This window comes from Micromonospora aridisoli, from assembly GCF_056150025.1.
On sequence record NZ_JAXCFK010000001.1, the window covers coordinates 390,256 to 415,778 of the forward strand.

24 protein-coding genes and 4 pseudogenes are annotated in these 25,523 nt (G+C 72.4%); 22 read left to right on the forward strand and 6 right to left on the reverse strand.

Annotated features, from left to right (window positions below):
• Positions 1-217 precede the first annotated feature (217 nt).
• From SM447_RS01760 to SM447_RS01850, 19 genes and pseudogenes are all read left to right on the forward strand, one after another.
• Positions 218-1,483, forward strand: a complete 1,266-nt coding sequence (locus SM447_RS01760; RefSeq protein ID WP_474571233.1) for an ammonium transporter — start codon at positions 218-220, stop codon at positions 1,481-1,483.
• A 26-nt stretch (positions 1,484-1,509) separates the two neighbouring features.
• Positions 1,510-1,848, forward strand: coding sequence for a P-II family nitrogen regulator (locus SM447_RS01765; protein WP_199172388.1), 339 nt, complete (start codon positions 1,510-1,512; stop codon positions 1,846-1,848).
• Positions 1,849-1,860: 12 nt separating this feature from the next.
• Positions 1,861-2,664: pseudogene (locus SM447_RS01770) on the forward strand ([protein-PII] uridylyltransferase family protein); the annotation flags it as partial.
• Positions 2,665-2,802: 138 nt separating this feature from the next.
• A pseudogene (locus SM447_RS01775) lies at positions 2,803-4,311 on the forward strand (HD domain-containing protein); the annotation flags it as partial.
• 203 nt (positions 4,312-4,514) lie between these two features.
• Positions 4,515-6,086 carry a signal recognition particle protein gene (gene ffh / locus SM447_RS01780; protein WP_474570932.1) on the forward strand — a complete coding sequence of 524 codons (1,572 nt, stop codon included), beginning with the start codon at positions 4,515-4,517 and terminating at the stop codon, positions 6,084-6,086.
• A 46-nt stretch (positions 6,087-6,132) separates the two neighbouring features.
• Positions 6,133-6,498, forward strand: coding sequence for a Uma2 family endonuclease (locus tag SM447_RS01785; RefSeq protein WP_474571234.1), 366 nt, complete (start codon positions 6,133-6,135; stop codon positions 6,496-6,498).
• Between the two features lie 18 nt (positions 6,499-6,516).
• Positions 6,517-7,602, forward strand: coding sequence for an amidohydrolase family protein (locus SM447_RS01790; RefSeq protein ID WP_474570933.1), 1,086 nt, complete (start codon positions 6,517-6,519; stop codon positions 7,600-7,602).
• A 144-nt stretch (positions 7,603-7,746) separates the two neighbouring features.
• Positions 7,747-9,153 carry a proline--tRNA ligase gene (gene proS, locus SM447_RS01795; RefSeq protein WP_474570934.1) on the forward strand — a complete coding sequence of 469 codons (1,407 nt, stop codon included), beginning with the start codon at positions 7,747-7,749 and terminating at the stop codon, positions 9,151-9,153.
• Between the two features lie 166 nt (positions 9,154-9,319).
• Entirely contained in the window at positions 9,320-9,967 is a 648-nt protein-coding gene (locus SM447_RS01800) for a ribonuclease FAU-1 family protein (protein WP_474570935.1), read from the forward strand.
• Positions 9,968-10,217: 250 nt separating this feature from the next.
• Positions 10,218-10,679 carry a 30S ribosomal protein S16 gene (rpsP, locus tag SM447_RS01805; protein WP_474570936.1) on the forward strand — a complete coding sequence of 154 codons (462 nt, stop codon included), beginning with the start codon at positions 10,218-10,220 and terminating at the stop codon, positions 10,677-10,679.
• Between the two features lies 1 nt (position 10,680).
• On the forward strand, positions 10,681-10,914 hold the full coding sequence (locus SM447_RS01810) for an RNA-binding protein (RefSeq protein WP_013732101.1): 234 nt from the start codon (positions 10,681-10,683) through the stop codon (positions 10,912-10,914).
• A 2-nt stretch (positions 10,915-10,916) separates the two neighbouring features.
• Positions 10,917-11,435 carry a ribosome maturation factor RimM gene (gene rimM / locus SM447_RS01815; RefSeq protein ID WP_474571235.1) on the forward strand — a complete coding sequence of 173 codons (519 nt, stop codon included), beginning with the start codon at positions 10,917-10,919 and terminating at the stop codon, positions 11,433-11,435.
• Between the two features lie 17 nt (positions 11,436-11,452).
• Positions 11,453-12,226, forward strand: coding sequence for a tRNA (guanosine(37)-N1)-methyltransferase TrmD (trmD, locus tag SM447_RS01820; RefSeq protein ID WP_474570937.1), 774 nt, complete (start codon positions 11,453-11,455; stop codon positions 12,224-12,226).
• Between the two features lie 145 nt (positions 12,227-12,371).
• Complete coding sequence (rplS, locus tag SM447_RS01825; RefSeq protein WP_013732104.1) at positions 12,372-12,728, forward strand: 50S ribosomal protein L19; 357 nt, start codon at positions 12,372-12,374, stop codon at positions 12,726-12,728.
• Positions 12,729-12,911: 183 nt separating this feature from the next.
• A pseudogene (lepB, locus tag SM447_RS01830) lies at positions 12,912-13,783 on the forward strand (signal peptidase I).
• A 9-nt stretch (positions 13,784-13,792) separates the two neighbouring features.
• Positions 13,793-14,428 carry a signal peptidase I gene (gene lepB / locus SM447_RS01835; RefSeq protein ID WP_474570938.1) on the forward strand — a complete coding sequence of 212 codons (636 nt, stop codon included), beginning with the start codon at positions 13,793-13,795 and terminating at the stop codon, positions 14,426-14,428.
• A 103-nt stretch (positions 14,429-14,531) separates the two neighbouring features.
• Positions 14,532-15,020, forward strand: coding sequence for an NUDIX hydrolase (locus SM447_RS01840; RefSeq protein ID WP_474570939.1), 489 nt, complete (start codon positions 14,532-14,534; stop codon positions 15,018-15,020).
• On the forward strand, positions 15,014-15,826 hold the full coding sequence (locus tag SM447_RS01845) for a ribonuclease HII (protein ID WP_474570940.1): 813 nt from the start codon (positions 15,014-15,016) through the stop codon (positions 15,824-15,826). The genes SM447_RS01840 and SM447_RS01845 overlap by 7 nt, the downstream gene beginning before the upstream one ends.
• Positions 15,823-16,146 carry a DUF2469 domain-containing protein gene (locus SM447_RS01850; RefSeq protein WP_007075222.1) on the forward strand — a complete coding sequence of 108 codons (324 nt, stop codon included), beginning with the start codon at positions 15,823-15,825 and terminating at the stop codon, positions 16,144-16,146. The genes SM447_RS01845 and SM447_RS01850 overlap by 4 nt, the downstream gene beginning before the upstream one ends.
• Positions 16,147-16,240: 94 nt before the next feature.
• On the opposite strand, the gene SM447_RS01855 is transcribed toward SM447_RS01850, so the two are convergent.
• Positions 16,241-16,891 carry a class I SAM-dependent methyltransferase gene (locus SM447_RS01855; protein ID WP_474570941.1) on the reverse strand — a complete coding sequence of 217 codons (651 nt, stop codon included), beginning with the start codon at positions 16,889-16,891 and terminating at the stop codon, positions 16,241-16,243.
• A 147-nt stretch (positions 16,892-17,038) separates the two neighbouring features.
• Here SM447_RS01855 and SM447_RS01860 point away from each other — a divergent pair.
• Positions 17,039-17,647 (forward strand): annotated as a pseudogene (locus SM447_RS01860) (murein hydrolase activator EnvC family protein); the annotation flags it as partial.
• 143 nt (positions 17,648-17,790) lie between these two features.
• Here the strand turns inward: SM447_RS01860 and SM447_RS01865 are convergent.
• From SM447_RS01865 to SM447_RS01885, 5 genes are all read right to left on the reverse strand, one after another.
• Positions 17,791-18,969, reverse strand: coding sequence for an aminotransferase class V-fold PLP-dependent enzyme (locus tag SM447_RS01865; RefSeq protein WP_474570942.1), 1,179 nt, complete (start codon positions 18,967-18,969; stop codon positions 17,791-17,793).
• A 78-nt stretch (positions 18,970-19,047) separates the two neighbouring features.
• Positions 19,048-20,049, reverse strand: a complete 1,002-nt coding sequence (locus tag SM447_RS01870) for a tyrosine recombinase XerC (protein ID WP_474571236.1) — start codon at positions 20,047-20,049, stop codon at positions 19,048-19,050.
• A 97-nt stretch (positions 20,050-20,146) separates the two neighbouring features.
• Positions 20,147-21,343 carry a DNA-processing protein DprA gene (locus SM447_RS01875; protein ID WP_474570943.1) on the reverse strand — a complete coding sequence of 399 codons (1,197 nt, stop codon included), beginning with the start codon at positions 21,341-21,343 and terminating at the stop codon, positions 20,147-20,149.
• On the reverse strand, positions 21,340-22,857 hold the full coding sequence (locus SM447_RS01880) for a YifB family Mg chelatase-like AAA ATPase (RefSeq protein WP_474570944.1): 1,518 nt from the start codon (positions 22,855-22,857) through the stop codon (positions 21,340-21,342). Before SM447_RS01880 ends, SM447_RS01875 begins: the two co-directional genes overlap by 4 nt.
• A 76-nt stretch (positions 22,858-22,933) precedes the next feature.
• Positions 22,934-23,296: a YraN family protein gene (locus SM447_RS01885; RefSeq protein ID WP_474570945.1), complete on the reverse strand. Its 363-nt coding sequence runs from the start codon at positions 23,294-23,296 to the stop codon at positions 22,934-22,936.
• Positions 23,297-23,440: 144 nt separating this feature from the next.
• On the opposite strand from SM447_RS01885, the gene SM447_RS01890 reads away from it, so the two are divergent.
• Together SM447_RS01890 and rpsB are read left to right on the forward strand one after the other, a co-directional pair.
• A complete protein-coding gene (locus tag SM447_RS01890; RefSeq protein ID WP_474570946.1) occupies positions 23,441-24,382 on the forward strand; it encodes a hypothetical protein in 942 nt (313 codons plus the stop codon).
• A 226-nt stretch (positions 24,383-24,608) separates the two neighbouring features.
• A complete protein-coding gene (gene rpsB, locus SM447_RS01895) occupies positions 24,609-25,463 on the forward strand; it encodes a 30S ribosomal protein S2 (protein ID WP_474570947.1) in 855 nt (284 codons plus the stop codon).
• Positions 25,464-25,523 lie beyond the last annotated feature (60 nt).

Sequence of the window (25,523 nt, forward strand, 5' to 3'; positions counted from 1 at the left end):
CTTCTTCACACGTCCGAAACAACCCGTCACGGTTCGGAAACCGGCCGGGGACCTTGGGTGAAACAGCGGACCACCAGGCTTCCGCGCAACCGGCGTACGGGCGATGCTGCGCGGTGCCGGGAGGGAGGGAGAAAACAACCCGAGAGGAGGCAGCGTGCCGGAGCTAGATTCTGGTGCCACCGCCTGGATTTTGACGTCGGCCGCACTGGTGTTGCTCATGACGCCCGGCCTGGCGCTGTTCTACGGGGGCATGACCCGGTCCAAGTCCGTGCTCAACATGATGATGATGAGCTTCGGCGCGATCGGCCTGGTCAGCCTGTTGTGGGTGTTCTACGGCTACAGCATCGCGTTCGGTGAGGATGTCGGCGGGATCACCGGCGACCTCTCCGCCGCCGGCCTGCGCGGCATGTTGGAGAGCGGCACCGAGGGCGGGATCCCCGACCTGCTGTTCGCTGGCTTCCAGCTGATGTTCGCCGTGATCACCGTCGCGCTGATCAGTGGCGCGATCGCCGATCGGGCCAGGTTCGGCCCGTGGCTGCTCTTCGCCGGCCTGTGGGCCACCCTGGTCTACTTCCCGGTCGCGCACTGGGTGTGGGGCGGCGGCTGGATCTTCGAGCTGGGCGTGCTCGACTTCGCCGGTGGCACCGCGGTGCACATCAACGCCGGTGCCGCGGCGCTGGCCCTGGCGCTGGTGCTCGGCCGGCGGGTCGGTTGGCCGAGGGACAGCTTCAAGCCGCACAACCTGCCGATGGTGCTGCTCGGTGCCGGCCTGCTGTGGTTCGGCTGGTTCGGCTTCAACGCCGGATCGGCCCTCGCCGCCAACGGCACCGCCGCGATCGCCTTCATCAACACCCAGGTCGCCACCGCTGCCGCGGTGCTCGGCTGGCTGCTGGTGGAGAAGATCCGGGACGGCAAGCCGACCACCCTCGGTGCCGCCTCCGGCGCGGTCGCCGGCCTGGTGGCCATCACCCCGGCCTGTGCCTTCCTGGAGCCGCTCGGTGCCATCGCGCTCGGCGTCATCGCCGGTGTCGTCTGCGCCCTGGCGGTGGGCCTCAAGTACCGCCTGAAGTACGACGACTCGCTCGACGTGGTCGCCGTGCACATGATCGGTGGCATCATCGGCTCGCTGCTCATCGGCTTCCTGGCCATCGAGGTGCTGGCCGGCGAGGGCAACGACGGTCTGCTCTACGGCGGCGGCATCGCACTGCTCGGCAAGCAGGCTCTCGGCTCGGTCGCCGTGCTGGCGTACTCGTTCGTGGTCGCGTACCTGATCGGCTTCGGGATCGAGAAGACCATCGGCTTCCGTACCAGCGCCGAGGCCGAGGTCGAGGGCATCGACAACGCCGAGCACGCGGAGAGCGCGTACGAGTTCAGCGCCACGGGTGGTGGTGGCGGTGGCGCGTTCGCCGCCGCGGGCATCGGTACGTCGGCCACGCCGAAGACCGAGCCAACCGAACCGGTAAGCGAGAAGGTCGCCGGCTAACGTACCTGCGAATGGAGGGGTTGGACATGAAGCTGGTGACCGCGGTCATCAAGCCGCACCAGTTGGACGCCGTCAAGGAGGCCCTGCACACGCTGGGCGTGGCCGGGCTGACCGTGAGCGAGGTCCAGGGCTACGGGCGGCAGAAGGGCCACACCGAGGTCTACCGGGGCGCCGAGTACACCGTCGAGTTCCTGCCCAAGATCCGGGTCGAGGTGCTCACCGACGAGATCGACGTCGACAAGATCGTGGACGCGGTCGTGTCGGCCGCCCGGACGGGCAAGATCGGCGACGGCAAGGTCTGGGTGACCGCCGTCGAGGAGGTCGTCCGGGTCCGCACCGGCGAGCGCGGCCTGGACGCCCTGTAGGGCGAGCAGCAGATGACCTCGTTGACCAGTAGGACTGCCCCGGAGCCTGCGGGCGGTGCTGACCTCCTGGTCAACGAGGTCGTCGGCGTACCGGCCGGGATCGGCGCGTCGGCACGTCGGGCGCGAGCCGACGCGTACGACGCCTGGCTGGCCCGGCTGCTGCCGGTCCGGCCGGGCGTCGCTCTGCTCGCGGTCGGTGGGCTGGGCCGGCGGCAGTGCGCCCCCCACGGCGACCTCGACCTGGTGCTGGTGCACGCCGGGGTACCCGGCGTCGACGAGCTGGCCGCCGCCCTCTGGTACCCGATCTGGGACGCCGGGCTGCGGCTGGACCACTCGGTCCGCACCGTCGCCGAGGCGTTGTCGGTCGCCCAGGACGACGTCAAGGTGGCCCTCGGTCTGCTCGACGCCCGGCTCGTCGCCGGTGACCCGGAGCTCGCCGACACGCTGGTGCGCAGCGCTACCGACCACTGGCGGCGCACCGCCGTCCGTCAGCTCGCCCCGCTGCGGGAGAGCACCGCCGCCCGCTGGCAGGCCCACGGCGAGCTGGCCCACCTGCTGGAGGGCGACCTCAAGGAGGCCGCCGGGGGCCTGCGCGACGTGGGCATCCTGCGGGCCATCGCCACCGCCGGTGTCACCGACGCGTTGCGACCGGCCGTGCACGCCGCGCACCTGCGCCTACTGGACACCCGCGACGCGTTGCACCAGCAGGTCGGCCGGCGGACCGACCGGCTGCTCGCCCAGGAACGCGACGGGGTGGCCGCCCTGCTCGGCCTGCGCCGGGTCGCTCCCGGCGGCTCCACCGCCCGCGAGGAGGTCCCGCCGGGCGGCGCGGATGCTGCGACCTGGGAGGCGGCTGCCGGCGGTGCGGACGCCGCGACGTGGCAGGCCGCTGCTGGCGGCGTGGAGGTCGAGCAGCCTCGGCCACGGCGACCGGATGTGCCGCGCGCCGAGGACGGCGACGGTGACGCCCTGCTGCGCCGGGTCGCCGGTGACGCCCGGACCGTCAGCCACGCCCTGGACGACGCCTTCCGCGCCGCCGACCGGCTGCGCTCCGGCCGCCGCCGGGGCACCGACGGGAGGCCGCTGCGCCGGCCGGTCGCCCGGGACGTGGTCGAGCACGACGGGGAACTGGTGCTGGCCCGTACCGCCATCGGCGCCCGCCCTGACGCCAGCCTCTCGTTACGGGTGGCGGCCGCCGCGGCGGCCACCGGGCTGCCCATCGCCAGGGCCACCTGCGAATGGCTCGCGGCGTACTGTCCGCCTCTGCCGACCCCCTGGCCGGCCGAGGCCCGAGCCGCCCTGACCACGCTGCTCGGTGCCGGCGCGGGTCTGATCCCGGCCTGGGAGACCTGTGACCGGTACGGGCTGATCGACGGGTGGCTGCCGGAGTGGACCCGGCTGCGTAGCCTGCCCCAGCACAACCCGGTGCACCGGTTCACCCTCGACCGGCATCTCGTGCAGACGACCTTCGAGGCCAGCCGGCACACCCGCGACGTGGACCGCCCCGACCTGCTGCTGCTGGGGGCCCTGCTGCACGACGTCGGCAAGGGCCTCCCCGGTGACCACAGCCTGGTGGGCGCGCCGATCGCCGAGGCGATCGCCACCCGGATCGGCCTGCCGGCGCCCGAGGCGGCGTTGATCGGCACGCTGGTCCGGCTGCACCTGCTGCTGCCCGAGGTCGCCACCCGCCGGGACCTCTCCGACCCGGTCACCATCGCCCGGGTGGCCGAGGCGGTCGGCGACGTGACCACCCTCGACCTGCTGTACGCGCTGGTGCGCGCCGACGCCGCCGCCACCGGCCCGGCCGCCTGGTCGGACTGGAAGGGGCGGCTGGTCGCCGAGCTGGTCGCCCGGGTCCGCACCACCCTCGACACGGGCGACGTGCCCGCGCCGCCGGCACCGGACCCGGCGTTGGTGGCCGGGCCACTGCCGGTCGTACACCTGACCGGCGACCGGGTCGCGGTGGCCGCGGCGGACCGGCGGGGGCTGCTCGCGACGGTGGCCGGCTGCCTGGCCCTGCACCGCCTGGAGGTCCTCGCCGCCGACGCCTCGACCGTGGACGGGCGGGCTCTGGTGCAGTGCCGGGTGCAGCCGCGTTACGGGCTGGCCCCGGATCCGGTGGCGCTCAGCGCGGACCTGCGCCGTGCGGTACGCGGCGACGTGTCGGTGACCCAGCGGTTGCGCGGTCGGGCCCTGGCCGCACGGGGGGCCGGGGCCCGACCACGGGTGGTCTGGCATCGGGACGCGGCAACCGACGCGGTGCTGCTGGAGTTGCGCGCCGCCGACGCCGCCGGCCTGCTCTACCGGGTGACCAGTGCGCTGGACGCGGCCGGGGCCCAGGTGCGGGCGGCCCGGATCGCGACGCTCGGTGGCGACGTCGTCGACGCCTTCTACCTGGTCGGTGGCTGGCCACCGGAGGCCGAACGCGACCGGCTGGCGGCGGCCGTCCTCGCCGCCGTGTGAGTCCCCACGTCACATCTGATCCGTGGCAGTAAAGGTGTCGACCGATCGGCGTGTCGGCTACCGCAACTGCCACAGATCCGGGCACCGGGCGGCTGGGGCTGCCCGGGAGCGCGGGTGTGGGCGGCGGGCTACCCTAGCGGTGGTCGGACAGCTCACCCGGCCTCGTTCTTGCTCGCCGGAACACTGACAAACGGGATGTTCGCGTGTTTGACACCTTGAGTGACCGCCTCTCCGGGATCTTCACCAAGCTCCGCGGCAAGGGACGCCTCACCGACGCCGACATCGACGCCACCGCGCGGGAGATCCGTCTCGCGTTGCTGGAGGCCGACGTCGCCCTCCCGGTCGTCAAGGGTTTCATCGGCAACGTCAAGGAACGGGCGCGCGGCGCCGAGGTCTCCCAGGCGCTCAACCCGGCTCAGCAGATCATCAAGATCGTCAACGAGGAACTCATCGCCGTGCTGGGCGGCGAGGGGCGGCGGCTCCAGTTCGCCAAGCAGCCGCCGACGGTGATCATGCTCGCCGGCCTCCAGGGCTCCGGCAAGACCACCCTCGCCGGCAAGCTGGCCCGCTGGCTCAAGGCCCAGGGCCACCAGCCGCTGCTGGTCGCCGCCGACCTCCAGCGCCCCAACGCCGTCGGGCAGCTCCAGGTGCTCGGTGGCCGCGCCGGTGTCGAGGTGTACGCTCCGGAGCCCGGCAACGGGGTCGGTGACCCGGTGCAGGTGGCGAAGTCCTCCATCGAGCACGCCCGGCGGGCCGCCCGGGACGTCGTCATCGTCGACACCGCCGGTCGGCTCGGTATCGACACGGAGATGATGCAGCAGGCCGCCGACATCCGCGACGCGGTCGACCCGGACGAGGTCATCTTCGTCATCGACGCGATGGTCGGCCAGGACGCGGTGCGGACCGCCGAGGCGTTCCGCGACGGCGTCGGCATCACCGGCGTGGTCCTCTCCAAGCTCGACGGCGACGCCCGTGGTGGTGCCGCGTTGTCGGTGCGCGAGGTGACCGGGCAGCCGATCCTCTTCGCCTCCACCGGCGAGAAGCTGGAGGACTTCGACGTCTTCCACCCCGACCGGATGGCCAGCCGGATCCTCGGCATGGGCGACGTCCTCACTCTGATCGAGCAGGCCGAGGCGGCCTTCGACACCGATCAGAAGGAGAAGATGACCGCCAAGCTGATGGGCGGCGAGCAGTTCACCCTGGAGGACTTCCTCGACCAGCTCATCGCGGTGCGCCGGATGGGGCCGATCGCCAACGTGCTGGCCATGATGCCGGGCATGGGGCAGGTGAAGGACCAGCTCGCCGAGCTGGACGACAAGCACTTCGACCGGATCACCGCGATCATCCGGTCGATGACCCCGGCCGAGCGCACCAACCCGAAGATCATCAACGGTTCCCGGCGGGCGCGGATCGCCAACGGCTCCGGCGTGACCGTGATGGACGTCAACCAGCTGCTCAACCGCTTCACCGACGCGCAGAAGATGATGAAGCAGATGGGCGGCATGATGGGCCTGCCCGGGGCCGGCCGGCGGAAGGCGACCAAGAGCCCGAAGAACAAGCGCAAGGGCACCAAGGGCGGCAACCGGCCGCGCAGCGGCGCCGGCACCCGTGGCGTGCAGGGCGGGCTGCCGGGTGGCTTCCCGGGCGGGATGCCGCAGCTGCCGCCGGGGATGAACCCGGACGACCTGGCCGCCGGCCAGGGCCTGCCGCCGGGCTTCAAGCTGCCGAAGATCGACTTCAACAAGTTCGGCAAGGACGGCAAGCCGCCCCGCTGAGCGTGTCGGTGACGGCGGGTGGTGTTGTCGGCGCTTAGGGTGATGGATCGACCGGCGCAACGAACCCCGACCCGACGTGGTCGCCATCCGCCGCGAGCACGCGAACCGCTCGCCCGTCCCGGTCGAGGACGCGCTGCTCGCCATCGAGGTCATCTCGCCTGGCTCGACCTTCCGCGACCTGTACGACAAGGCCAAGGTCTACGCCCACGCCGGGGTCCGGTCGTACTGGGTCGTCGACCCGCTGCACGAGAAGATGACGTTGACCGAGTACGCGCTCGGCCCGGGCGGTGAATACGAGGTCGTCACCCACACCGAGGACCTCTTCGTCAGTGAGCGCCCGTGGAAGGTGTCGGTGGACCTGCCCGCGCTGACCGTGCGGCGAGCGGGGCTTCTCGCGCGCGACGAGGAGTGATCGGGTAGGACTGTGCGCATGGCTCTGCATGTGCGCGGTGTGCTCCTACCCGACGACGAGGTACGCGACCTGTGGCTGGTCGGCGACCGGGTCACCTTTGAACGGGTGCCCGGCGCGGAGACGGTCGCCGACGGCGGCTTCATCCTGCCCGGCCTGGTGGACGCACACTGCCACATCGGCATCGCCCGGGGCGGTGCGCCGATCACCTCGCTGGACCAGGCCCGCGCGCTGGCCCGGGTGGACCGGGACGCGGGCGTGCTGGCCATCCGGGACGCGGGCTCACCCTTCCCGTACCCGGAACTGGACGACGAGCCCGACCTGCCCCGGCTGATCCGCGCCGGCCGGCACGTGGCGCCGCCCAAGCGGTACCTGCGCGACATCGGTGTGGAGGTGGGTGCCGCCGAGGTGGCCGCGACGGTGGCGGAACAGGCCGCCGCCGGCAACGGCTGGGTGAAGCTGGTCGGCGACTGGATCGACCGGGACGTCGGTGACCTGGCACCGGCCTGGGACGCCGACACGATGACCGCCGCCGTGGCCGCCGCGCACGCCGCCGGGGTACGCGCCGCCGTGCACACCTTCAGCGAGTCGGCGGTGGAGATCATGGTCCGGGCCGGGGTGGACTCGGTGGAGCACGGCACCGGGCTCAGCCTCGACCTGATCGACCTGATGGCCCGGCAGGGTACCGCGCTGATCCCGACGATGATCAATATCCGTACCTTCGGCGGCATCGCCGACCAGGCGCGGGCGAAGTTCCCCGGGTACGCCGAGCACATGCTCGCCCTGCGGGACCGCTTCCCGCAGGTGGTGCGGGCCGCGTACGAGGCCGGTGTGCCGATCTACGTCGGTACCGACGCCGGCGGTGGCATCGACCACGGCCAGGCCGTCGACGAGATGCTCCTGCTGCACGAACAGGCCGGCATGTCCAGGCTGGACGTCCTCGCCGCCGCCTCCTGGGCCGCCCGTGCCTGGCTGGGCCTGCCGGGACTGGTCGAAGGCGGCCTGGCCGACCTCTCCATCTACTCCGAAGACCCCCGCAAGGACCTCAACGCCCTGCGCGCCCCCACCCACCTGATCCTCCGCGCCCACCCCCTCCCTCTCCCCTGACCACTCCCACCCCCCGCCCGGCTGCGGTTGATCAAGAAGTTTCGTCGGGGTCCGGCCGTCCGGACGACGCAAACTTCTTGATCAACGGGGTGGGTGCGGGTTGGGTGGGAGTGGTGCTGGAGCGGGCGCATAGGATGTGCGGTCATGGCGCGCGTGCTTACTCCCCGGGCGGAGGATTTTCCTCGCTGGTACCAGGACCTCATCGCCAAGGCGAAGCTGGCCGACAACGGGCCGGTGCGGGGGACCATGGTGATCCGGCCGGCCGGCTATGCCATCTGGGAACGGATGCAGGCCGAGATGGACGACCGGATCAAGGCGGCCGGGGCGGAGAACGCGTACTTTCCGCTGTTCATCCCGGAGAGCTACCTCAAGCGTGAGGCCGAGCACGTCGAGGGTTTCTCGCCGGAACTCGCGGTGGTCACCCACGGCGGTGGCAAGCAGCTCGCCGAACCGGTCGTGGTGCGCCCCACCAGCGAGACGGTCATCGGCGAGTTCATGGCCAAGTGGATCGACTCCTACCGGGACCTGCCGCTGCTGCTCAACCAGTGGGCCAACGTGGTCCGGTGGGAGCTGCGCCCCCGGGTGTTCCTGCGGACCAGTGAGTTCCTCTGGCAGGAGGGGCACACCGCGCACGCCACCCGGGAAGACGCCCGGGCCTACGCCCGCAAGATCCTGCACGAGGCGTACGAGGACCTGATGGTGAGCGTGCTCGGCATCCCGGTGGTGGTCGGGCTCAAGACCGCCCGCGAGCGCTTCGCCGGGGCGACCGCCACCTACACCTGCGAAGGCATGATGGGCGACGGCAAGGCGCTCCAGCTCGGCACCAGTCACGAGCTCGGGCAGAACTTCGCCAAGGCGTTCGACATCAGCTACTCCTCGGCCGAGGGCGGCCGGGAGCACGCCTGGACGACCTCCTGGGGCACCTCGACCCGGATGCTCGGCGGTCTGATCATGTGCCACGGCGACGACAACGGGCTGCGGGTACCGCCGAAGCTGGCGCCGGTGCAGGCGTACGTCATGGTGGTCAAGGACGGCGACGGTGTCGGTGCGGCGGCGGCCAAGCTCCGCGACGCGCTGCGCGACGCCGGGGTCCGGGTCACGCTCGACGACCGCACCGACACGCCCTTCGGCCGCCGGGCCGTCGACGCCGAGCTGCGCGGCTATCCGGTACGCGTCGAGGTGGGCCCGCGCGACCTGGCCGCCGGCAACGCGGTGGTGGTCCGCCGTACGGACGGCTCGAAGGCTCCCACGCCGGTGGCGGACGTGGTCGGCGCGGTGCTCGCCGCGCTGGACGCCGACCAGCAGGCGCTGCACGACCAGGCGTTGGCCTTCCGCGAGTCGCGCACGGTCGACGTGGCAACCCTGGACGAGGCGCTGGAGGCGGCAACCACCGGCTGGGCCCGCGTCCCGTGGTCGGCCGTCGGCGTCGACGGCGAGGCCAGGGCCAACGGCCAGGGCGTCACCGTCCGCTGCCTGCTCCGCGCCGACGGCTCCGTCCCCGACACCGAGGACGAGCCCGACCTCATCGCCATCCTCGCCCGCGCCTACTGAGATGTAAGGAAGGGCCCCTTCTTAACGCCTGCGGTAGAGGAAGGGCCCCTTCTTAACGCCTCGCCATCGGCGCGCGTGCCGCCGCTCGTGGTGGGTGGCATCCCGCCGGGTGCCGGCCGGATGTCGTGGCGCGGCGTGCCCGCCGATGGCCGGTAAGGTTCGGCAGGTGAGGTTCGAGCCGGGTCGGTTGGTCGTGCACCGCAATGTGCGGCGGGGGCGGATCGGCTGGGTCCGGCCCGCCCGCGTGGTCAGCGACGATGATCGCGGACTGCTGCTCTGGGTGGCCGAGGGTTCGCCGGTGGCCGGTGAGGTCAACGAGGCCGGGCTGGGCATGCGGGCGGTGCCCTTCCGCGAGTGGCTGACCCCGACCTACCGACTGGCGCAGGGCCGCTGGAACGGTCCGCCGCTGTTGAAGTTCCTGCCCACCGGCGCGGCCCACTCCGTCTGGTGGTTCCGGGACGCGCGGGGGTGCTTCGCCGGCTGGTACGTCAACCTGGAGGAACCCGGCGTCCGGTGGGACGACGGCGGGCCGGCCGGCGTCGACATCGTGGACCAGGATCTTGACGTGTGGGTACGCCCGGACCGCAGCTGGGAGTGGAAGGACGAGGACGAGTTCGTCGAGCGTCTGGCCTTCCCGGAGCACTACTGGGTGACCGACGAGGCGGCGGTGCGCGCCGAGGGTAAACGGGTGATCGCGCTGGCCGAGGCCGGCGTCTTCCCCTTCGACGGCACCTGGTGCGACTACACCCCACCGCCGCACTGGACGGTCCCCGGCCGGCTGCCGGAGGGCTGGGACCGACCACCGGTCCGCTGACGCGCCGGCTGTGTTTTTCGTCACCTAAGCCCCGCCTCGGGTGACCCTGGCCGGTGCGGTGTGAGCGTTCCCGGAGGGATCTGGCAGAATGGCTGGCTGGTATCCGGCGCGTGCCCGGCGCCCTCTAACCCGGGCGCGTCGCCAGTCCACCCGAGCAGTCTCCGGCCCAAACCCCACTGTGCCGGTTGGCGCTCACCCGTGCACACCGCCCGTACCGGGTCGGTGAGATCGCAACAGGAGCGAAACAACCGTGGCCGTAAAGATCCGGCTCCTGCGGATGGGCAAGATCCGCAACCCGCAGTACCGCATCGTCGTCGCCGACTCGCGCACCAAGCGCGACGGCCGGGCGATCGAGTTCGTCGGCATCTACCAGCCGAAGGAAGACCCTTCGGTGATCGAGGTCAAGTCGGAGCGGGTCCAGTACTGGCTCTCCGTCGGCGCCCAGCCCAGCGAGGCGGTGCAGCGGCTGCTGGAGCTGACCGGTGACTGGCAGAAGTTCAAGGGCCTGCCGGCCCCGCCGCCGCTGAAGGTCGCTCCCGAGCGGGCCGACCGCAAGGCGGCCTACGAGGCCGAGGCGAAGGCCGCCGCGGGCGTGGCCGACACCCCGGCCAAGCCGGCGAAGAAGGCCACCAAGGCCGCCGAGGCGCCGAAGGCCGAGGAGACCCCGAAGGCCGAGGAGCAGCCCGCCGCGGACTCCGGTGAGCAGGCCTGACATGGCTCTGCGGCCGGCGTTGGAGCACCTGGTCAAGGGCATCGTGGACCACCCCGACGACGTGCGCGTCCGGATGGTCGACTCCCGTCGGGGCAAGCGGCTGGAGGTCCGTGTGCATCCCGAGGACCTGGGCACCGTGATCGGGCGGTCCGGCCGGACCGCCAAGGCGCTGCGCCAGGTGATCGGCTCCATCGGTGGGCGCGGCGTACGCGTCGACATCGTCGACTCGTACTGATGCTGCTCATCGTCGGCAGGATCGGCAAGCCGCACGGCATCCGCGGTGAGGTCACCGTGGAGGTGCGTACCGACGAGCCCGAAACGCGGTTCGCCCCCGCCCAGCCGGCACCGGATGGTCCGGGCGTGCCGTTCCGGGTGCCCGACGGGTTGACCGTCGAGTCCGCCCGCTGGCACCAGGGGCGGCTGCTGGTCGCCTTCGAGGGGGTGTTGGACCGCGACGTCGCCGAGGCGCTGCGCGGCACCCTGCTCGGGGTGGACAGCGCCGACGTCGCCCCGCCGGAGGATCCGGAGGAGTTCCACGACCACCAACTCGTCGGGCTCACCGTGGTCACCACGGCCGGCGAGCGGCTGGGTGAGGTGGCCCGGATCGACCACGCCCCCGCCTCCGACCTGCTGGTACTGCGCCGTCCCGAGGGACGCACGGCGCTGATTCCGTTCGTCAAGGCGATCGTCCCCGAGGTCGATCTCGCCGGGGGGCGCGTCGTGGTGGACCCGCCCGGCGGCCTGCTCGATCTCTAGCTGGCGGAGCACCCCTGATGCGCGTCGACATCGTGTCGATCTTCCCGGAGTACTTCGCCCCGCTGGACCTGTCGTTGATCGGCAAGGCCCGGGCCAACGGCACGCTGCGGTTGGCCGTACACGATCTGCGTGGCTGGACCCACGACGTGCACCGCACCGTCGACGACACCCCGTACGGCGGTGGGCCCGGCATGGTGATGCGGCCCGAGCCGTGGGGCGAGGCGCTGGACGCCCTGGCGCCGACGGAACTGGCCCCGCCGCGGCTGCTGGTGCCGTCACCGGCCGGCGTGCCCTTCACCCAGGCGCTGGCGTACGAGCTGGCCGCCGAGCCGCACCTGCTCTTCGCCTGCGGCCGGTACGAGGGCATCGACCAGCGGGTGCTCGACCACGCGGCGACCCGGATGCCGGTCACCGAGGTCAGCCTCGGTGACTACGTGCTCTTCGGCGGTGAGGTCGCGGTGCTGGTGATCCTGGAGGCGGTGACCCGACTGCTGCCCGGGGTGCTCGGCAACGCCGGTTCGCTGGCCGAGGAGTCCCACGCGCACGGGCTGCTCGAGGCGCCGATGTACACCAAGCCGGCGACGTGGCGCGGCCTTGAGGTGCCGGAGGTGCTCCGCTCCGGTGACCACGGCCGGATCGCCCGCTGGCGTCGCGACGAGGCGCTGACGCGGACCGGTCACCGCCGGCCGGACATGCTCGCCGGGCTGGACCCGCGGAGCCTGGACAAACGGGACGTGGCGGCCTTGGATCGGGCCGGATTTCAGGTGCCCGGGCCGGATGTGGCAAAGTAGGGGGGTTGCCGCAGTCGTCTGCGCCCGTGGGCGGCTGCGAGGATCTCCGACCGGCGTCGGTCCGCACCGGTCGCCACCCGGGGATCAGTATCACCCATCCGCGCACCGAGTGACGGTGCGCCGTGAGCCTCACGAGGACGCAGCGATGAACATCCTGGACGCCCTTGACGCCCAGTCGAAGCGCACCGACCTGCCCGACTTCCGCGCCGGTGACACCGTGAAGGTGCACGCCCGGGTCGTCGAGGGCAACCGGTCCCGTGTGCAGATCTTCCAGGGCGTCGTCATCCGCCGCCAGGGTGACGGCCTGCGCGAGACCTTCACCGTTCGCAAGCTCAGCTTCGGCGTCGGCGTCGAGCGGACCTACCCGATCAACAGCCCGGCGATCGACCGGATCGAGGTCGTGACCCGCGGTGACGTCCGCCGTGCCAAGCTCTACTACCTGCGTGAGCTGCGGGGCAAGAAGGCCAAGATCAAGGAGCTGCGCGAGAAGCAGCCGAGCTGACCTCGCGCTGCGCCACGCCGCCCGAGCTGCGCGTATGTCGTACGGGCCAGTCCGCACTACCCTGGTCGTACGGGCGCAGCGGTGCGGCGACCCGCCCGGTGTGGCGGACGACCTCCACTACCGCCCGGGGAGCCTCGTCGAGGCTCCCGGGCGGTAGTCGTTTCTGCGGACCGGGGAGTGGGCGTGGTACAGGCGCTTGACGACAGCGGAGCGGCCGATCCGTGGCGCCGACGCACCCGGCGCGGAAAACGGCAGATGCCGCTCTGGCAGGAACTGCCACTGCTGCTCATCGTCGCCTTCTGCCTGGCGGTGCTGATCCGTACCTTCCTGCTCCAGGCGTTCTTCATTCCTTCCGGGTCGATGGAGGACACCCTGCTCGTCGGGGACCGGGTGGTGGTCAACAAGGTCGTCTACAACGTCCGGAACCCGGAGCGGGGCGAGGTGGTGGTCTTCCGGGGCACCGACCGGTGGGTACCGCAGGTGGACACCCAACCTCCCACGAGTTTCGCCGACAAGCTCGGTCGCACCGTCGGCGACCTGGTCGGCGTCGGCCGTCCCGGCGAAAAGGACTTCATCAAGCGCGTCATCGCGTTGCCCGGGGACCGGGTGAGCTGCTGTGACGATCAGGGACGCGTGCTGGTCAACGGCACCCCGCTGGACGAGTCGGCGTACGTGCTGCGCGACTCGCCGCTGGATCTCCCGCCGAACCCACAGGAGTGCCGCTCCCGACGATTCGAGGAGATCGTCGTTCCTCCCGGTCAGATCTTCGTGCTCGGTGACCACCGGTTGGTCTCGCAGGACGCGCGCTGTCAGGGCACGGTACCGATCGACAACGTCGTGGGGCGGGCCTTCGCGGTGGTCTGGCCGTCCGATCGGTGGCACTCGCTGCCGGTGCCCGAGACGTTCGCCACCGTGGCACCGCCTCCGGCGGCGACCGGCGGGGCCGCCCCGGTGCGCCCCACCACGGAGGGGGGTGTGGTCCTGCTTCTCCCGATTGCGGCCACGCTATCCGTTCTCGCGCGTTCCGGACGGTGGCACTCGGTCGGGCAACGTAGGCTCCTCCCGTGATTGACGAGCAGACCGACAAGCCGCGCCACTCCTTCTGGAAGGAACTGCCCATCCTCCTCGGGGTGGCGATCGTGGTCGCGGTGCTGGTGCGCGCCTTCGTGCTGCAGACCTTCTTCATCCCCTCGCCGTCCATGGAGAACACACTCAAGATCGACGATCGGGTGCTGGTCAACAAACTCGTCTACCACGCACGGTCGCCGCATCGCGGTGAGGTGATCGTCTTCAAGGCGCCGCTGGAGTGGAGTGGCAACCCCGCCGGGGAGGACTTCATCAAGCGGGTGATCGGCGTCGGGGGTGACCGGATTGTCTGCTGCGACGACCAGGACCGCCTGCTGATCAACGGCACGCCGCTGGACGAGCCGTACATCTTCTCGGTGGACGGTCACCGGGACCGGCCGGCGGACCAGGAGTTCGACGTGCAGGTGCCGGAGGGGCGGCTCTGGGTCATGGGTGACCACCGGTCCGCCTCCGGCGACTCGCTGGAGCACTACCAGCAGTCCGGGCAGAACATCCAGTCCGCCACCATCCCCGAGAAGGACGTGGTGGGCCGGGCCTTCACGATCTTCTGGCCGTTCGACCGGGCCACCCTGCTGACCGTGCCGGATGAGTTCGACGCGATTCCGAAGCCCTGACCGGTCCCGGTCCTCCGCGCCGTAGCGACGGCCGTGTGGGTGGTGGACCGAGCCGGTGGTGCCGGGCGTAGGCGACGTCGCCCGCGTCTGGCAGTCTGGTGCGGTGACCGTCTACACCCCGAGGCGCGCCGCTCGCGTCCTCCTGGTCGACGCGGCCGGCCGGCTGTTGCTGTTCCGTGGCTTCGATCCCGCCTGCCCGGAGCGCGGACGGTGGTGGTTCACGCCGGGTGGAGGACTGGACCCGGGGGAGACGTATGCCGAGGGCGCCGTCCGCGAGCTGGCCGAGGAGACCGGGCTGCGACTGACCGTGGCCGACGTCGGCCGGCCGGTGCACGCCGACGTCACCGAGTTCTCCTTCGACGGCGTGTTCTATCGGCAGGAACAGCAGTTCTTCCTGGTGCGGGTGGCGGCACACGAGGTCGACACGGCGGGTTTCAGCGAGGTGGAGCGCGGCAGCGTCGACGGTCACCGCTGGTGGTCGGCACGCGAATTGAGCGGCACCCAGGAGCGTTGTTACCCGGTTGACCTCGCCGCGGTGCTGACCCGTGCGCTGGCGGGTACGACGGCTGGCACCGGGGGCAGCGCATGCTGACCCCGCCCCGCACCGTGGTACGCCGCGAAGCCGGGCTCTACGCGTTGGAGCGGGCCCTGCAACGGCGCGGTTTCCGCTACGTCGCCGGCGCCGACGAGGCCGGTCGCGGTGCCTGCGCGGGGCCACTGGTGGCCGCCGCCGCGGTGCTGCCGGAGGGACGGCGGGGCGAGATCGACGGCCTGGCCGACTCCAAGCTGCTCACCCCGGCCAGCCGGGAACGGGTCCACGACGAGGTTGTCGAGCGCGCCCTGGCGTACGCGGTGGTGGTCATCCCGGCCGACGAGGTCGACGCCCGTGGGTTGCACGTGTGCAATCTGGCCGCGATGCGGCGGGCGCTGGCCTCGCTGACGGTCCGGCCGGAGTACGTGTTGACCGACGGGTTCGGCGTCGACGGCCTCGACGTTCCCGGGCTCGCGGTGTGGAAGGGCGACCGGGTGGCCGCCTGTGTGGCGGCGGCGAGCGTACTGGCCAAGGTGACCCGGGACCGGATCATGGTTGATCTGGACGCCGAGCATCCCGGCTACGGCTTCGCCGAGCACAAGGGTTACATCACCCCGGAGCACACCGCCGCGCTGCGGGAGCGTGGGCCGTGCCGGGAGCACCGTTACTCGTACGTCAACGTGGCCGCCGTCTCCGGTCTCGACGACCGGCCACCGCGCTCCCGACGACCGCTGGGCGCAAGCCCGGACGAGCCGATGGAGCGCTCGGGCGCCGCAGGGGGTACCGTCGGCGTGGCGTTGGGCGAGCAGCCTCGGCCTCCGGCGCCGGTGGGGGAAGATGTGGTCATGGAAGGCGGAGTGCGATGAGCGCGGAAGATCTCGAGAAGTACGAGACCGAGATGGAGCTCCAGCTCTACCGGGAGTACCGCGACATCGTCCGTCAGTTCTCGTACGTGGTGGAGACCGAGCGCCGGTTCTACCTGGCCAACCAGGTCGACCTGCACGTCCGCAACTCCGACGGCGAGGTCTACTTCGAGGTCGAGATGCACGACGCCTGGGTCTGGGACATGTACCGCCCTGCCCGCTTCGTGAAGAATGTCCGGGTAATGACCTTCAAGGACGTGAACGTCGAGGAGTTGGAGAAGCCGGACATCTCCCTGCCCGCGGACTCCGGCTTCGGCGGCTGAGCGCCCACTGCCCCGAGGGGCGGCGCGATGGCGGACCCCCACCCGCCGCAGTCGTCCACGCCACCGCGCGTCCACTGTGCATTCGAGCCGACGGTCAATGATCGGCGGCCGCCGGGGGCCCGACGAACTCGAACATCGTCGTATCGACCGGCAGCGGCCGGGGCGTGCCGACAAAACGGTGCACACCCACCCCGATCCCGTCCGCGGGGGAACTCACCCAGACCGGCTCGAACCCCTCCTCCGTGAACCACTCGCAGATCGTCGGGAACAGATCCGGCGACCGCCGGTGCCGGGTCCAGATGGCGACCCCGCCAGTGGCGCAGAGCGAGACACAGTGCCGGACCGTGGCCCGTACGTCCGCGTCCGAGATGTTGCCGAAGATGCCACAGGCCAGCACCAGGTCGGCCGGCGTCAGCCCGGCGTAGGCGTCGGTGCGGGAGGCGTCGCCGCACACCACCTCGACCCCGGACAGCCCTGCCTGCCGGACGGCGGCCCGGGCCAGGTCCACGTTGCGCGGTTCCAGTTCGACCAGCCGGGCGGTGACGTCACCCCCGCGCGGATGGGCCGCCAGCACGGGAATCAGGTCACGACCCTGCCCGGCGCAGAGACTGACCGCCCGCAGTGGCCCCGGCGGTGCCTCGTCCAACACGGCACCGATCCGCCGACGTATCTCGGCCAGCCGCCGCGACAGCGACGAATCCGGATCCCCGTAGCGCTCGTGCCAGTCGTACCAGTCGCGCGTCACGTCCCAAGCCTAGGACAGGGCCCGGGCGACGGTCGCCCCATAACAGATCGTCCAGGTCGTGGGTGGACTGTCCACAGCACGCCCGGCCGTCCACAGGCAGATCGTTCGGGGCGGCGGGGGACAGTCGTCCCGGCCAGGCTCGACGGCATGCGACCACGGATGTCGATACTCGGTGGATTCACGACGCTACTGCTGCTCGCACCGCCCGGCCCGGTCCTGCCCGGGTTGGCACCGCCCGGGATGGCACCGTCCGGGTCGGCGCCGCCCCGGCCGGCTCGGTCCGGGCCGGTCGGCGGTCAGCCGGTGCTGTCCGCCGCGCTGGTGCCCGTCGCCCCGGGGGCGGGCAGCGTCGGATCCTTCCGGTGGCCGGTCGACGGCGTGCCACGGCCGGCACGCAGATTCGATCCACCGCCCCGGCCGTGGCTGTCCGGCCATCGGGGGGTCGACCTGCGCGCGCCTGCTGGCGCCACGATCCGGGCAGCCGGTGCCGGCACGGTCCTGTTCGCCGGCATGGTGGCCGGTCGACCGGTGGTCACCGTCGGGCACGCCGACGGCTTGCGCACCACCTACGAACCGGTCCAACCAGCTGTCACGGCGGGCACCGCGGTGCCCGCCGGTGCCGCCCTGGGCACGCTGCTGGCCGGACACGTCGGCTGTCCCGCCGCCGCGTGCCTGCACTGGGGGCTGCGCCAGGGGCCGGACTATCTCGATCCGCTGGCCCTGCTCGGCCTCGGGCGGGCCCGGCTGCTGCCCCTCGGTGAGATCCCGACCGCCGACCGCCGACCGCTGACCGGCGACCGGCGACCGGCGGCGGGCGGGCGGCGACCGGCGGGCGACCGGCGGGCGGGCGGCGAGCGGCCGGCGGGGGCGGTGGCGAGCGGCCGGCGGCGGGCGGCCGCTCAGCGCTGGGCGAGCAGACCGGGCAGTCCGACGGCGAGTCGCTGGTACTCCTCGGGCGCGTTGTAGACCTGGCCGCACAGCCGCAGCCATCCGCGCCCGTCCCAGGTCATGACGGCGACCTGGGTGGCGAGCCGTTCAGCGATCCGGATCTGCAACGCCCGGGCACCGTCCAGGGTCGTGGCGAGGCCCGCCGGCAGCGGGAGCAGTCGCATGGCGACCGTCGGTCCGCCGGGGTCGATCAGGTCGGCCGGCGGCACGCCGAGCGCGTCCCCCACCACCCGTTGCCCGTACGCCGCCAGCCCGGCGTTGTGCGCGCGTACCCGGTCGACGCCGAGGCTGCGCAGCGTGTAGAGACCCGCCGGAGCACTCAGCCAGGCGGTGTAGTCCGACGTGGCCTGCCACTCCAGGCGAGTCGGGAAGCCCGAGTCCTGTTCCCAGGAGACCACCAGTGGCTCGATCCGTTCCCGCCACGGCGGTGCCACCACGAGTACGGCGGTGCCGCGCGGGGCGTACCCCCACTTGTGCAGGTTGCCCACCCAGAAGTCGGCGCTGATGCTGCGTACCGACGCCGGCAGCATGCCCGGAGCGTGCGCGGCGTCGACCAGCACCGGTACGCCGTGCTCCCCGGCCACCCCGACGATCGCGGCGACCGGGAACAGCCGGGCCGTGGCCGAGGTCAGCTGGTCGACCACCAGCAGGCGGGTACGGCCCGGACGTAGCCCGGCCCGCACGATCTGCACCACCTCTTCGTCGGTGGCGGTCAGCGGCACCCGCAGGACCCGGTGCGTGGCCCCGGTGCGGCGGCACTCCCGGCGGATGGAGAAGTCGACCGCACCGTAACCGTGGTCGGTGGTCAGCACCTCGTCACCGGCACGCAGTCCGAGGGACTGGAGCACCACCGCGACACCGGAGGTGGCGTTCGTGGTCAGCGCGGTGCCGTCGGGGTCGGCCCCGAGGAAGCTGGCCAGATGCCGGCGGGTGTGCGCGATCCGGTCGGCCAGCCCTCGCGTGAAGAACCGCAGCGGGTCGGCCTCCATCTCGTCACGCAACCGTTGCTGGGCCCGTTGCGCCACGATCGGTACCGCCCCGAACGAACCGTGGTTGAGGTGACTGACCGCCGGGTCGAGGGAGAAGAGCAGACGGGCACCCATGATCGGCTCGGGCGGCGGGACGCTCACTCGATGATCGTAACCGTCGACCGGGATCCGACCGGCGAGGAACGTGAGCCGGGTGTCGCCTGACCGCCGCCGCGCTCGTCAGGCGCGCGGGTGGGCCTGCCGGTAGGCCGCCCGGAGCCGTTCTACCGAGACGTGCGTGTAGATCTGGGTGCTGGCCAGCGAGGAGTGCCCCAGCAGCTCCTGCACCGCCCGCAGGTCCGCCCCGCCTTCCAGCAGGTGGGTGGCGGCCGAGTGACGCAGCCCGTGCGGGCTGATCCTGGGCAGTCCCGCCGCCTCGGCGTAACCGCTGACGATCCGGCGGGCGGTCGTCGGGTGCAGCCGACCGCCCCGGGCACCGAGCAGCAGCGCGTCGCGGGAGTCGGGAACCGCCAGCACCGGCCGTCCGTGCCGCAGCCAGTCGTCCAGGGCGCGCTGCGCCGGCAGCCCGTACGGCACCGTCCGCTCCCGGCCACCCTTGCCGCGTACCCGGACGACCCGCCGACCCTGGTCGACGTCGGCCGTGTCGATTCCGCACGCCTCGCTGACCCGTACCCCGGTGCCGTAGAGCAGTTCGAGCAGCATCCGGTCGCGCAGCCGCACCGCCTCCCCGGCGCGCTCTGCCGCTTCCGGGACGGGCGTACCGTCGGGGACCGGCGGAACGGTGGCGGCGGCCGGGGCGACGGACGGCGGCGCGGACCGATGCCCGGTGGGTGTCTCGACGAGCAGCGTCGCCTGCTCCGGACGCAGCACCGTGGGCAGCACCCGGCGTGGTCGGGGGCTGGCCAGCGTGGCGGCGACATCGGTGGGCAGCAGGCCCGTCCGGTGCGCCCAGGTGCTGAAGGTCCGGGCCGTGGCCGCCCGGCGGGCCAGCGAGGTGCGGGCGGCACCGGTCGTGCGTTGCCGGGCCAACCAGCTGCGCACCGTGTCCAGACTCAGCTCGGCCACCTCGGTGCAGCCCGTCCGATGGGCGTGGTCCAGCAGGGACACCAGATCGGCGGCGTACGCCCGTACCGTGTGCGCCGACCGGTTGCGGACCGAGGCCAGGTGTCGCGCGAACTCGTCCACCGCCTCCCGCAAGGACTGCGGCAGCGCCGCGTGCATCGCCCGGGTGCCGTTGGCGACCGGTCCCTGCGCGCCCGTTCCTGCCACGAGATCAAGCCTACGAGCGGCACGCGTCGACGGCGAGCGGACGCCACGGTCAACCGGGCGGACGGGGCCTGGTGGACCGGCCGTTCGGAACGACCAGGGCGTAGCCGTCGTCCCGGCGTACCACCAGCGCCATCTCCTCCAACATGGACAGCTTGCGCAACACCGTGCGAACGGCCAGTCCCGCCCGCGCGGCGAGAGCGTCCACGCCGACCCGACCACGTCGCGGCATCACCTCCACGATCGCCCGGGCGTCGTCGTCGAGCAGGTCGACGGGGCGCTCGGGCCCACGCGGCACCGGAGCCAGCTCGCCAATCCGGCCCACCTCCTCCAGTACCTGCGCCAGGCCGGTGACCAGCCGCGCCGTCGAGTGCTCCCGCAGCACCTCGTGGGCGCCGACCGACATCGCCGAGGTGACCGGGCCGGGTACCACCATCGCGGGTCGACCCAGGGCGATGGCCCGCCGGGTGGTCTGCGTAGCGCCGCTGCGGGCCGCCGCCTCCACCAGCACGGTGCCGCGGGTGCCCGCCGCGATCACCCGGTTGCGGATGAGGAAGCGGGGACGCAGCGGCTCCGCGCCGGGTGGCCACTCGCTGACCAGCAGACCGGTGTCGGCGATCCGGTCGAACAGAGCCGCGTTTCCCATCGGGTAGGCGCGGTCCACGCCGCAGGCGAGCACCGCGACGGTGAGCCCGCCGGCGTTGAGCGCCCCACGATGCGCGGCGGCGTCGATGCCGAACGCGCCGCCGGAGACCACCGTCCAGTCCCGGTCCGCCAGGCCGTAACCCAGATCCGTGGCGACATGGGTGCCGTACGCCGTGGCGGCGCGCGCCCCCACCACCGCGACGGAGCGGTCCAGCGCCTCGGCCAGTGGCCACGACCCCCGTACCCAGAAGCAGAGCGGCGGGGCGGTTTCGACGTCAACCCGGCGGCGCGCGTCGGAGAGGTGGAGGTTGCGCAGGTGCTCGACCGTGCCGGGCCACTCGTCGTCGCCGGGGATGACCACCCGGACACCGAGCCGATCGGCTCGGCGCAACGCCTCGGCGGCGACCGCCCGGGCGTCACCGGCCCGGTTGCGTGCCGCCACGGATTCGCGTAGCGACTGCTGCGGCGCGCCACCGTCGAGCAGCAGATCCAGCGCGCCCACCGGGCCGAACTCGTCGACCAGCCCGTGCACCGACCGGGTGCCCGGCTCCGCCAGCCAGGTCAGCGCCACCCGCGCCAGGGTCGACTCCTCGTGGGTGCTCACGCGCCCTCTCCCGTCCTCAACGTGATGGCCTCGCTGACGTCCCCCGCGTTCGGGCGTGCCCGGCCGTCGAGATCGGCGATCGTCCAGGCGAGTCGGATGACCCGGTCGAATCCGCGAGCGGAGAGCGACCCGGAGTCGAGCCGGGACCGCAGCTCGACGGTGTCCCGGCCGGGTAACCGCCACGGCGCCTGACGCAGAACCGGACCGGGTATCTCGGCGTTGAGCCGCCGACCCAGCGGCCCCCAGCGTCGGATCGCCGCCTGCCGGGCCGCGGCCACCCGCCGGGCGACCACCGCGGAGGACTCGTGATCGGCCGTCTCCATCAGTTCGGCCGCCCGCATCGGCGGCAGCCGCACCTGGAGATCGATCCGGTCGAGCAGGGGACCGGAGAGCCGGCCGAGGTAGCGGCGGCGGGTCAACGGGGGACACTCACAGCGGTCGTCACCTGCCGGGTTCGCGCACGGGCAGGGGTTGGCGGCGAGCACCAGCTGTGCGCGGGCGGGATATTCGGCTCCGCCCCGGCTACGGGTCAACAGCACCCGGCCGTGCTCCAACGGTTGGCGCAGCGCCTCCAGCGCCGCCTTGCTGAACTCGGGTGCCTCATCCATGAGCAGTACCCCGCGGTGGGCGAGCGAGATCGCACCCGGGCGGGCAAGCCCTGACCCGCCGCCGACGATGGAGGGAACGGTCGCGGTGTGATGGGGGGCCTGGAACGGCGGGCGACGGATCAGCCGACCACCCGGCGGCAACAGCCCGGCGATCGAGTGCAGCGCGGTCACCTCCAGCGCGGCCTCGTCGTCCAACTCCGGCAGGATCGACGGCAGGCGTTCGGCGAGCATCGTCTTGCCCGCCCCCGGGGGCCCGATCAGGGCCAGGTGATGCCCGCCGGCAGCGGCGACCTCCAGGGCACGTCGCCCGAGGCCCTGCCCGGCCACCTCGGCCAGGTCGGGGCCGGGCGGGGCAGCGGGCGAGGCGTCGGTGGGTGGTTCGATCAACGGGCTGCCGTCGCGGACGAAGGTGACCAACCGGTGCAGGGTGTCCACGCCGCGTACCAGCAGCCCGGGCACGACCGCCGCCTCGGCGGTGTTGCCGGCCGGGACGATCACCCGCTGGACGCCGGCCCTGGCTGCGGCGGCGACCATCGGCAGTACCCCCCGGACCGGTCGCACGGTGCCGTCCAGTCCCAGCTCGCCGAGGACCGCCACACCCTCCAACGGCAGCAGCGGAAGCTCGCCGGAACCGCCGAGCAGCGCCACCGCGATCGCCAGGTCGAACGCGGACCCGAACTTGGGCAGGGTGGCCGGCAACAGGTTGAGGGTGATCCGGCGGTTCGGCCACCGTTGGCCGGAGTTGACCACCGCGGCCCGGACCCGGTCGCGGGCCTCGTGCAGGGCGGTGTCGGGCAGCCCGGAGATCACCACCCCGGGCAGTCCGGGGGCGAGGTCCACCTCCACCTCCACGAGGTGCCCGGTCACTCCGACCAGGCCGACGCAGAGCACCCGGGCGTAGCTCATCGCGCCACCTCGCTGCGCTCGGCGCCGCGATGAGGCACCACCGCACTGAGCCGAATGATTCGCTCGCGGCGCTCGCTCATCGGAACGCGTCCTTGACGTGCTCGATGCGTGCCCGACCGCTGCGGGGCAGCAGCACCGAGATGACGTCGAAGCGGACCTCGTCGGCGGTGGTGCCGGTGGCGGCCAGCCAGGCGGCGGCGAGCCCGCGCAGCCGGCGTGCCTTGCGCGGCACCACCGCCTCCGCAGGGCTGCCGAAGGTCGTGGTCCGCCGCGTCTTCACCTCGCAGAAAGCGAGCACCCGCCCGTCCCAGGCGATGATGTCGATCTCTCCGGCGGGGCAGCGCCAGTTGCGAACCACCGGGCGCAGGCCCGCCTCGATCAGGTGCCGTACGGCGCAGCGTTCCCCGTACCCGCCGACCGCCTGGTTGCGCTTGGTCATGACGGCACCCTGCGCCCGTACGTGCTTCCGCAGCGACCCCCGTCCGGCCGCCTGTGGACAGCCGAGGGCGTTGTGGACAACCGGACGATCATGTACAGGATGTGCTATTAGCGGCGCATCATGGCTGGTCAGCGGGCAGGCCGAATGGCGCACGAACCGCTGGTCGAATACGGTGCCGGCGTGGACGGACGACGCAGTTTCGCCGACGACCAGGAGTCGCGCTGGTACCCGAGTGATCATGATCGTGGTTACGCCGACCCGGAGTGGCGCGGCGCGGGGGAGGGGCGGTACCCCGGTGACGAGCCACGGGTGGCGCCCGAGCAGCGCGGTGACGACGACGACCGGTACGGCGCGCCGCGCCGCTTCGCTCTGACGGATCCGCTCGGGGACGTCGCGACGGAGACCGAGCGCTACCGGGCGTCGCGCTCTCGCCGGGCGGAGCCGGCGGAACCCGACAGCTCCGGTGAGCTGCCCGTCGATCGCCCCGGCCGCCGTGCCGCGCCCGAGGCGAGCCCGACCAGCGGCGGGGCGCCGCTGGCGACGGATCCGACCCGCGCCGCGCTGGCCGGGTACCCGGTCGTCGAGGCCAGGCGTGGCCCTGAGGTGCCCAACCCACTGGAGCAGCCGACCGGGCCGGTGCCGCCGGTGGTACCCCGGGGCGACGCGCCGGTGGGCGAGGCCACCACGCCAGCCATCGGTACCGGGACCGGCCACCCGACCGCCGAGCATCCGACGGCCGGCTACCAGGCGAGCGGCGTCGCGGCCGGGGCACCGGCCGGCGACGGCGTGTACCGGACGCGGCGACCGGTGTTCGCGGTGCTCTTCGCCGCACTGGTCGTGATCTTCGAGCTGCCCGCGCTGCGGGTGCTGCTGCACGGCGCGACGGCGGATCCGGTCTCCGCCGGTGACGTGCTGGCGGGCACGTTCCTGGTCTGCGGGTTGCCGATCTTCGCGGCCGGCCTGTACGGCCTGCGGACCACCGGGTTCTCGCTGACCGACGGCGCGCGGGGCTGGCTGCGTCCGCCGACGGCCTACCTGACGGTCGGGCTGGCGCTCTTCCTCGTCGCCGCGCTCGCCGCCGGCTGAGCGCAGCCCGCCGCACCCGGGCGTGAGGTGGCCGGGAAGGCGCGTACACTGGTCGACTGGCGACCGCCTCGTGCGGTCGACCTCGCGTGCCTTCCTCACGAGTCGTCGTGTGGCGGCGGCCTCCCTGGTCCCGACCCGTTCGGGCCCATCATGGCCGACGACCGGGCACCAGGACGCCCGGCCGCCGGCCGGGCGCGACAACCAGGGACCGCAAGGAGTACGAACCATGGCCGTCGTGACCATGCGTCAGCTGCTGGAGAGTGGTGTTCACTTCGGGCACCAGACCCGGCGCTGGAACCCGAAGATGAAGCGTTTCATCTTCACCGAACGCAACGGCATCTACATCATCGACCTGCGTCAGACCCTCGACTACATCGAGAAGGCGTACGACTTCGTGCGCAACACGGTGGCCGAGGGCGGCAGCATCCTCTTCGTCGGCACGAAGAAGCAGGCCCAGGAGGCGATCGCCGAGCAGGCGACCCGGGTCGGCCAGCCGTACGTCAACCACCGCTGGCTCGGCGGCATGCTGACCAACTTCCAGACGGTGTACAAGCGGCTGCAGCGGATGAAGGAGCTGGAGGCCCTCGGTGACCTCAGCGGCACCGCCGCCGGCTACACCAAGAAGGAGACCCTGCAGCTCTCCCGCGAGAAGATCAAGCTGACCCGCACGCTGGGTGGCCTGCGGGACATGCAGAAGCTGCCGGCCGCGGTCTGGGTGGTCGACACCAAGAAGGAGCACATCGCCGTCGACGAGGCCCGCAAGCTGGGCATCCCGGTGATCGCCGTGCTCGACACCAACTGCGACCCGGACGAGGTCGACTTTCCGATCCCGGGCAACGACGACGCGATCCGCTCGGCCGAGCTGCTGACCAAGGTCGTCGCCGCCGCGGTGGCCGACGGTCTGATCGCCCGCTCCGGCCGTCGCCGGGGTGGCGACGAGAAGCCGGAGGCGGGTGTCGCCACCGACGAGCCGCTGGCCGAGTGGGAGCGCGAGCTGCTCGAGGAGCCGAAGAAGGCTGACGAGCAGCCCGCGGCCGAGCAGCCGGCAGCCGAGCAGCCAGCCGCCGTCTCCGGTCAGTGACCGTGCCGCCGCCCGGTCACCGTCCGTTCCGCTGACGGTGACCGGCGGCGGGTAGACCGG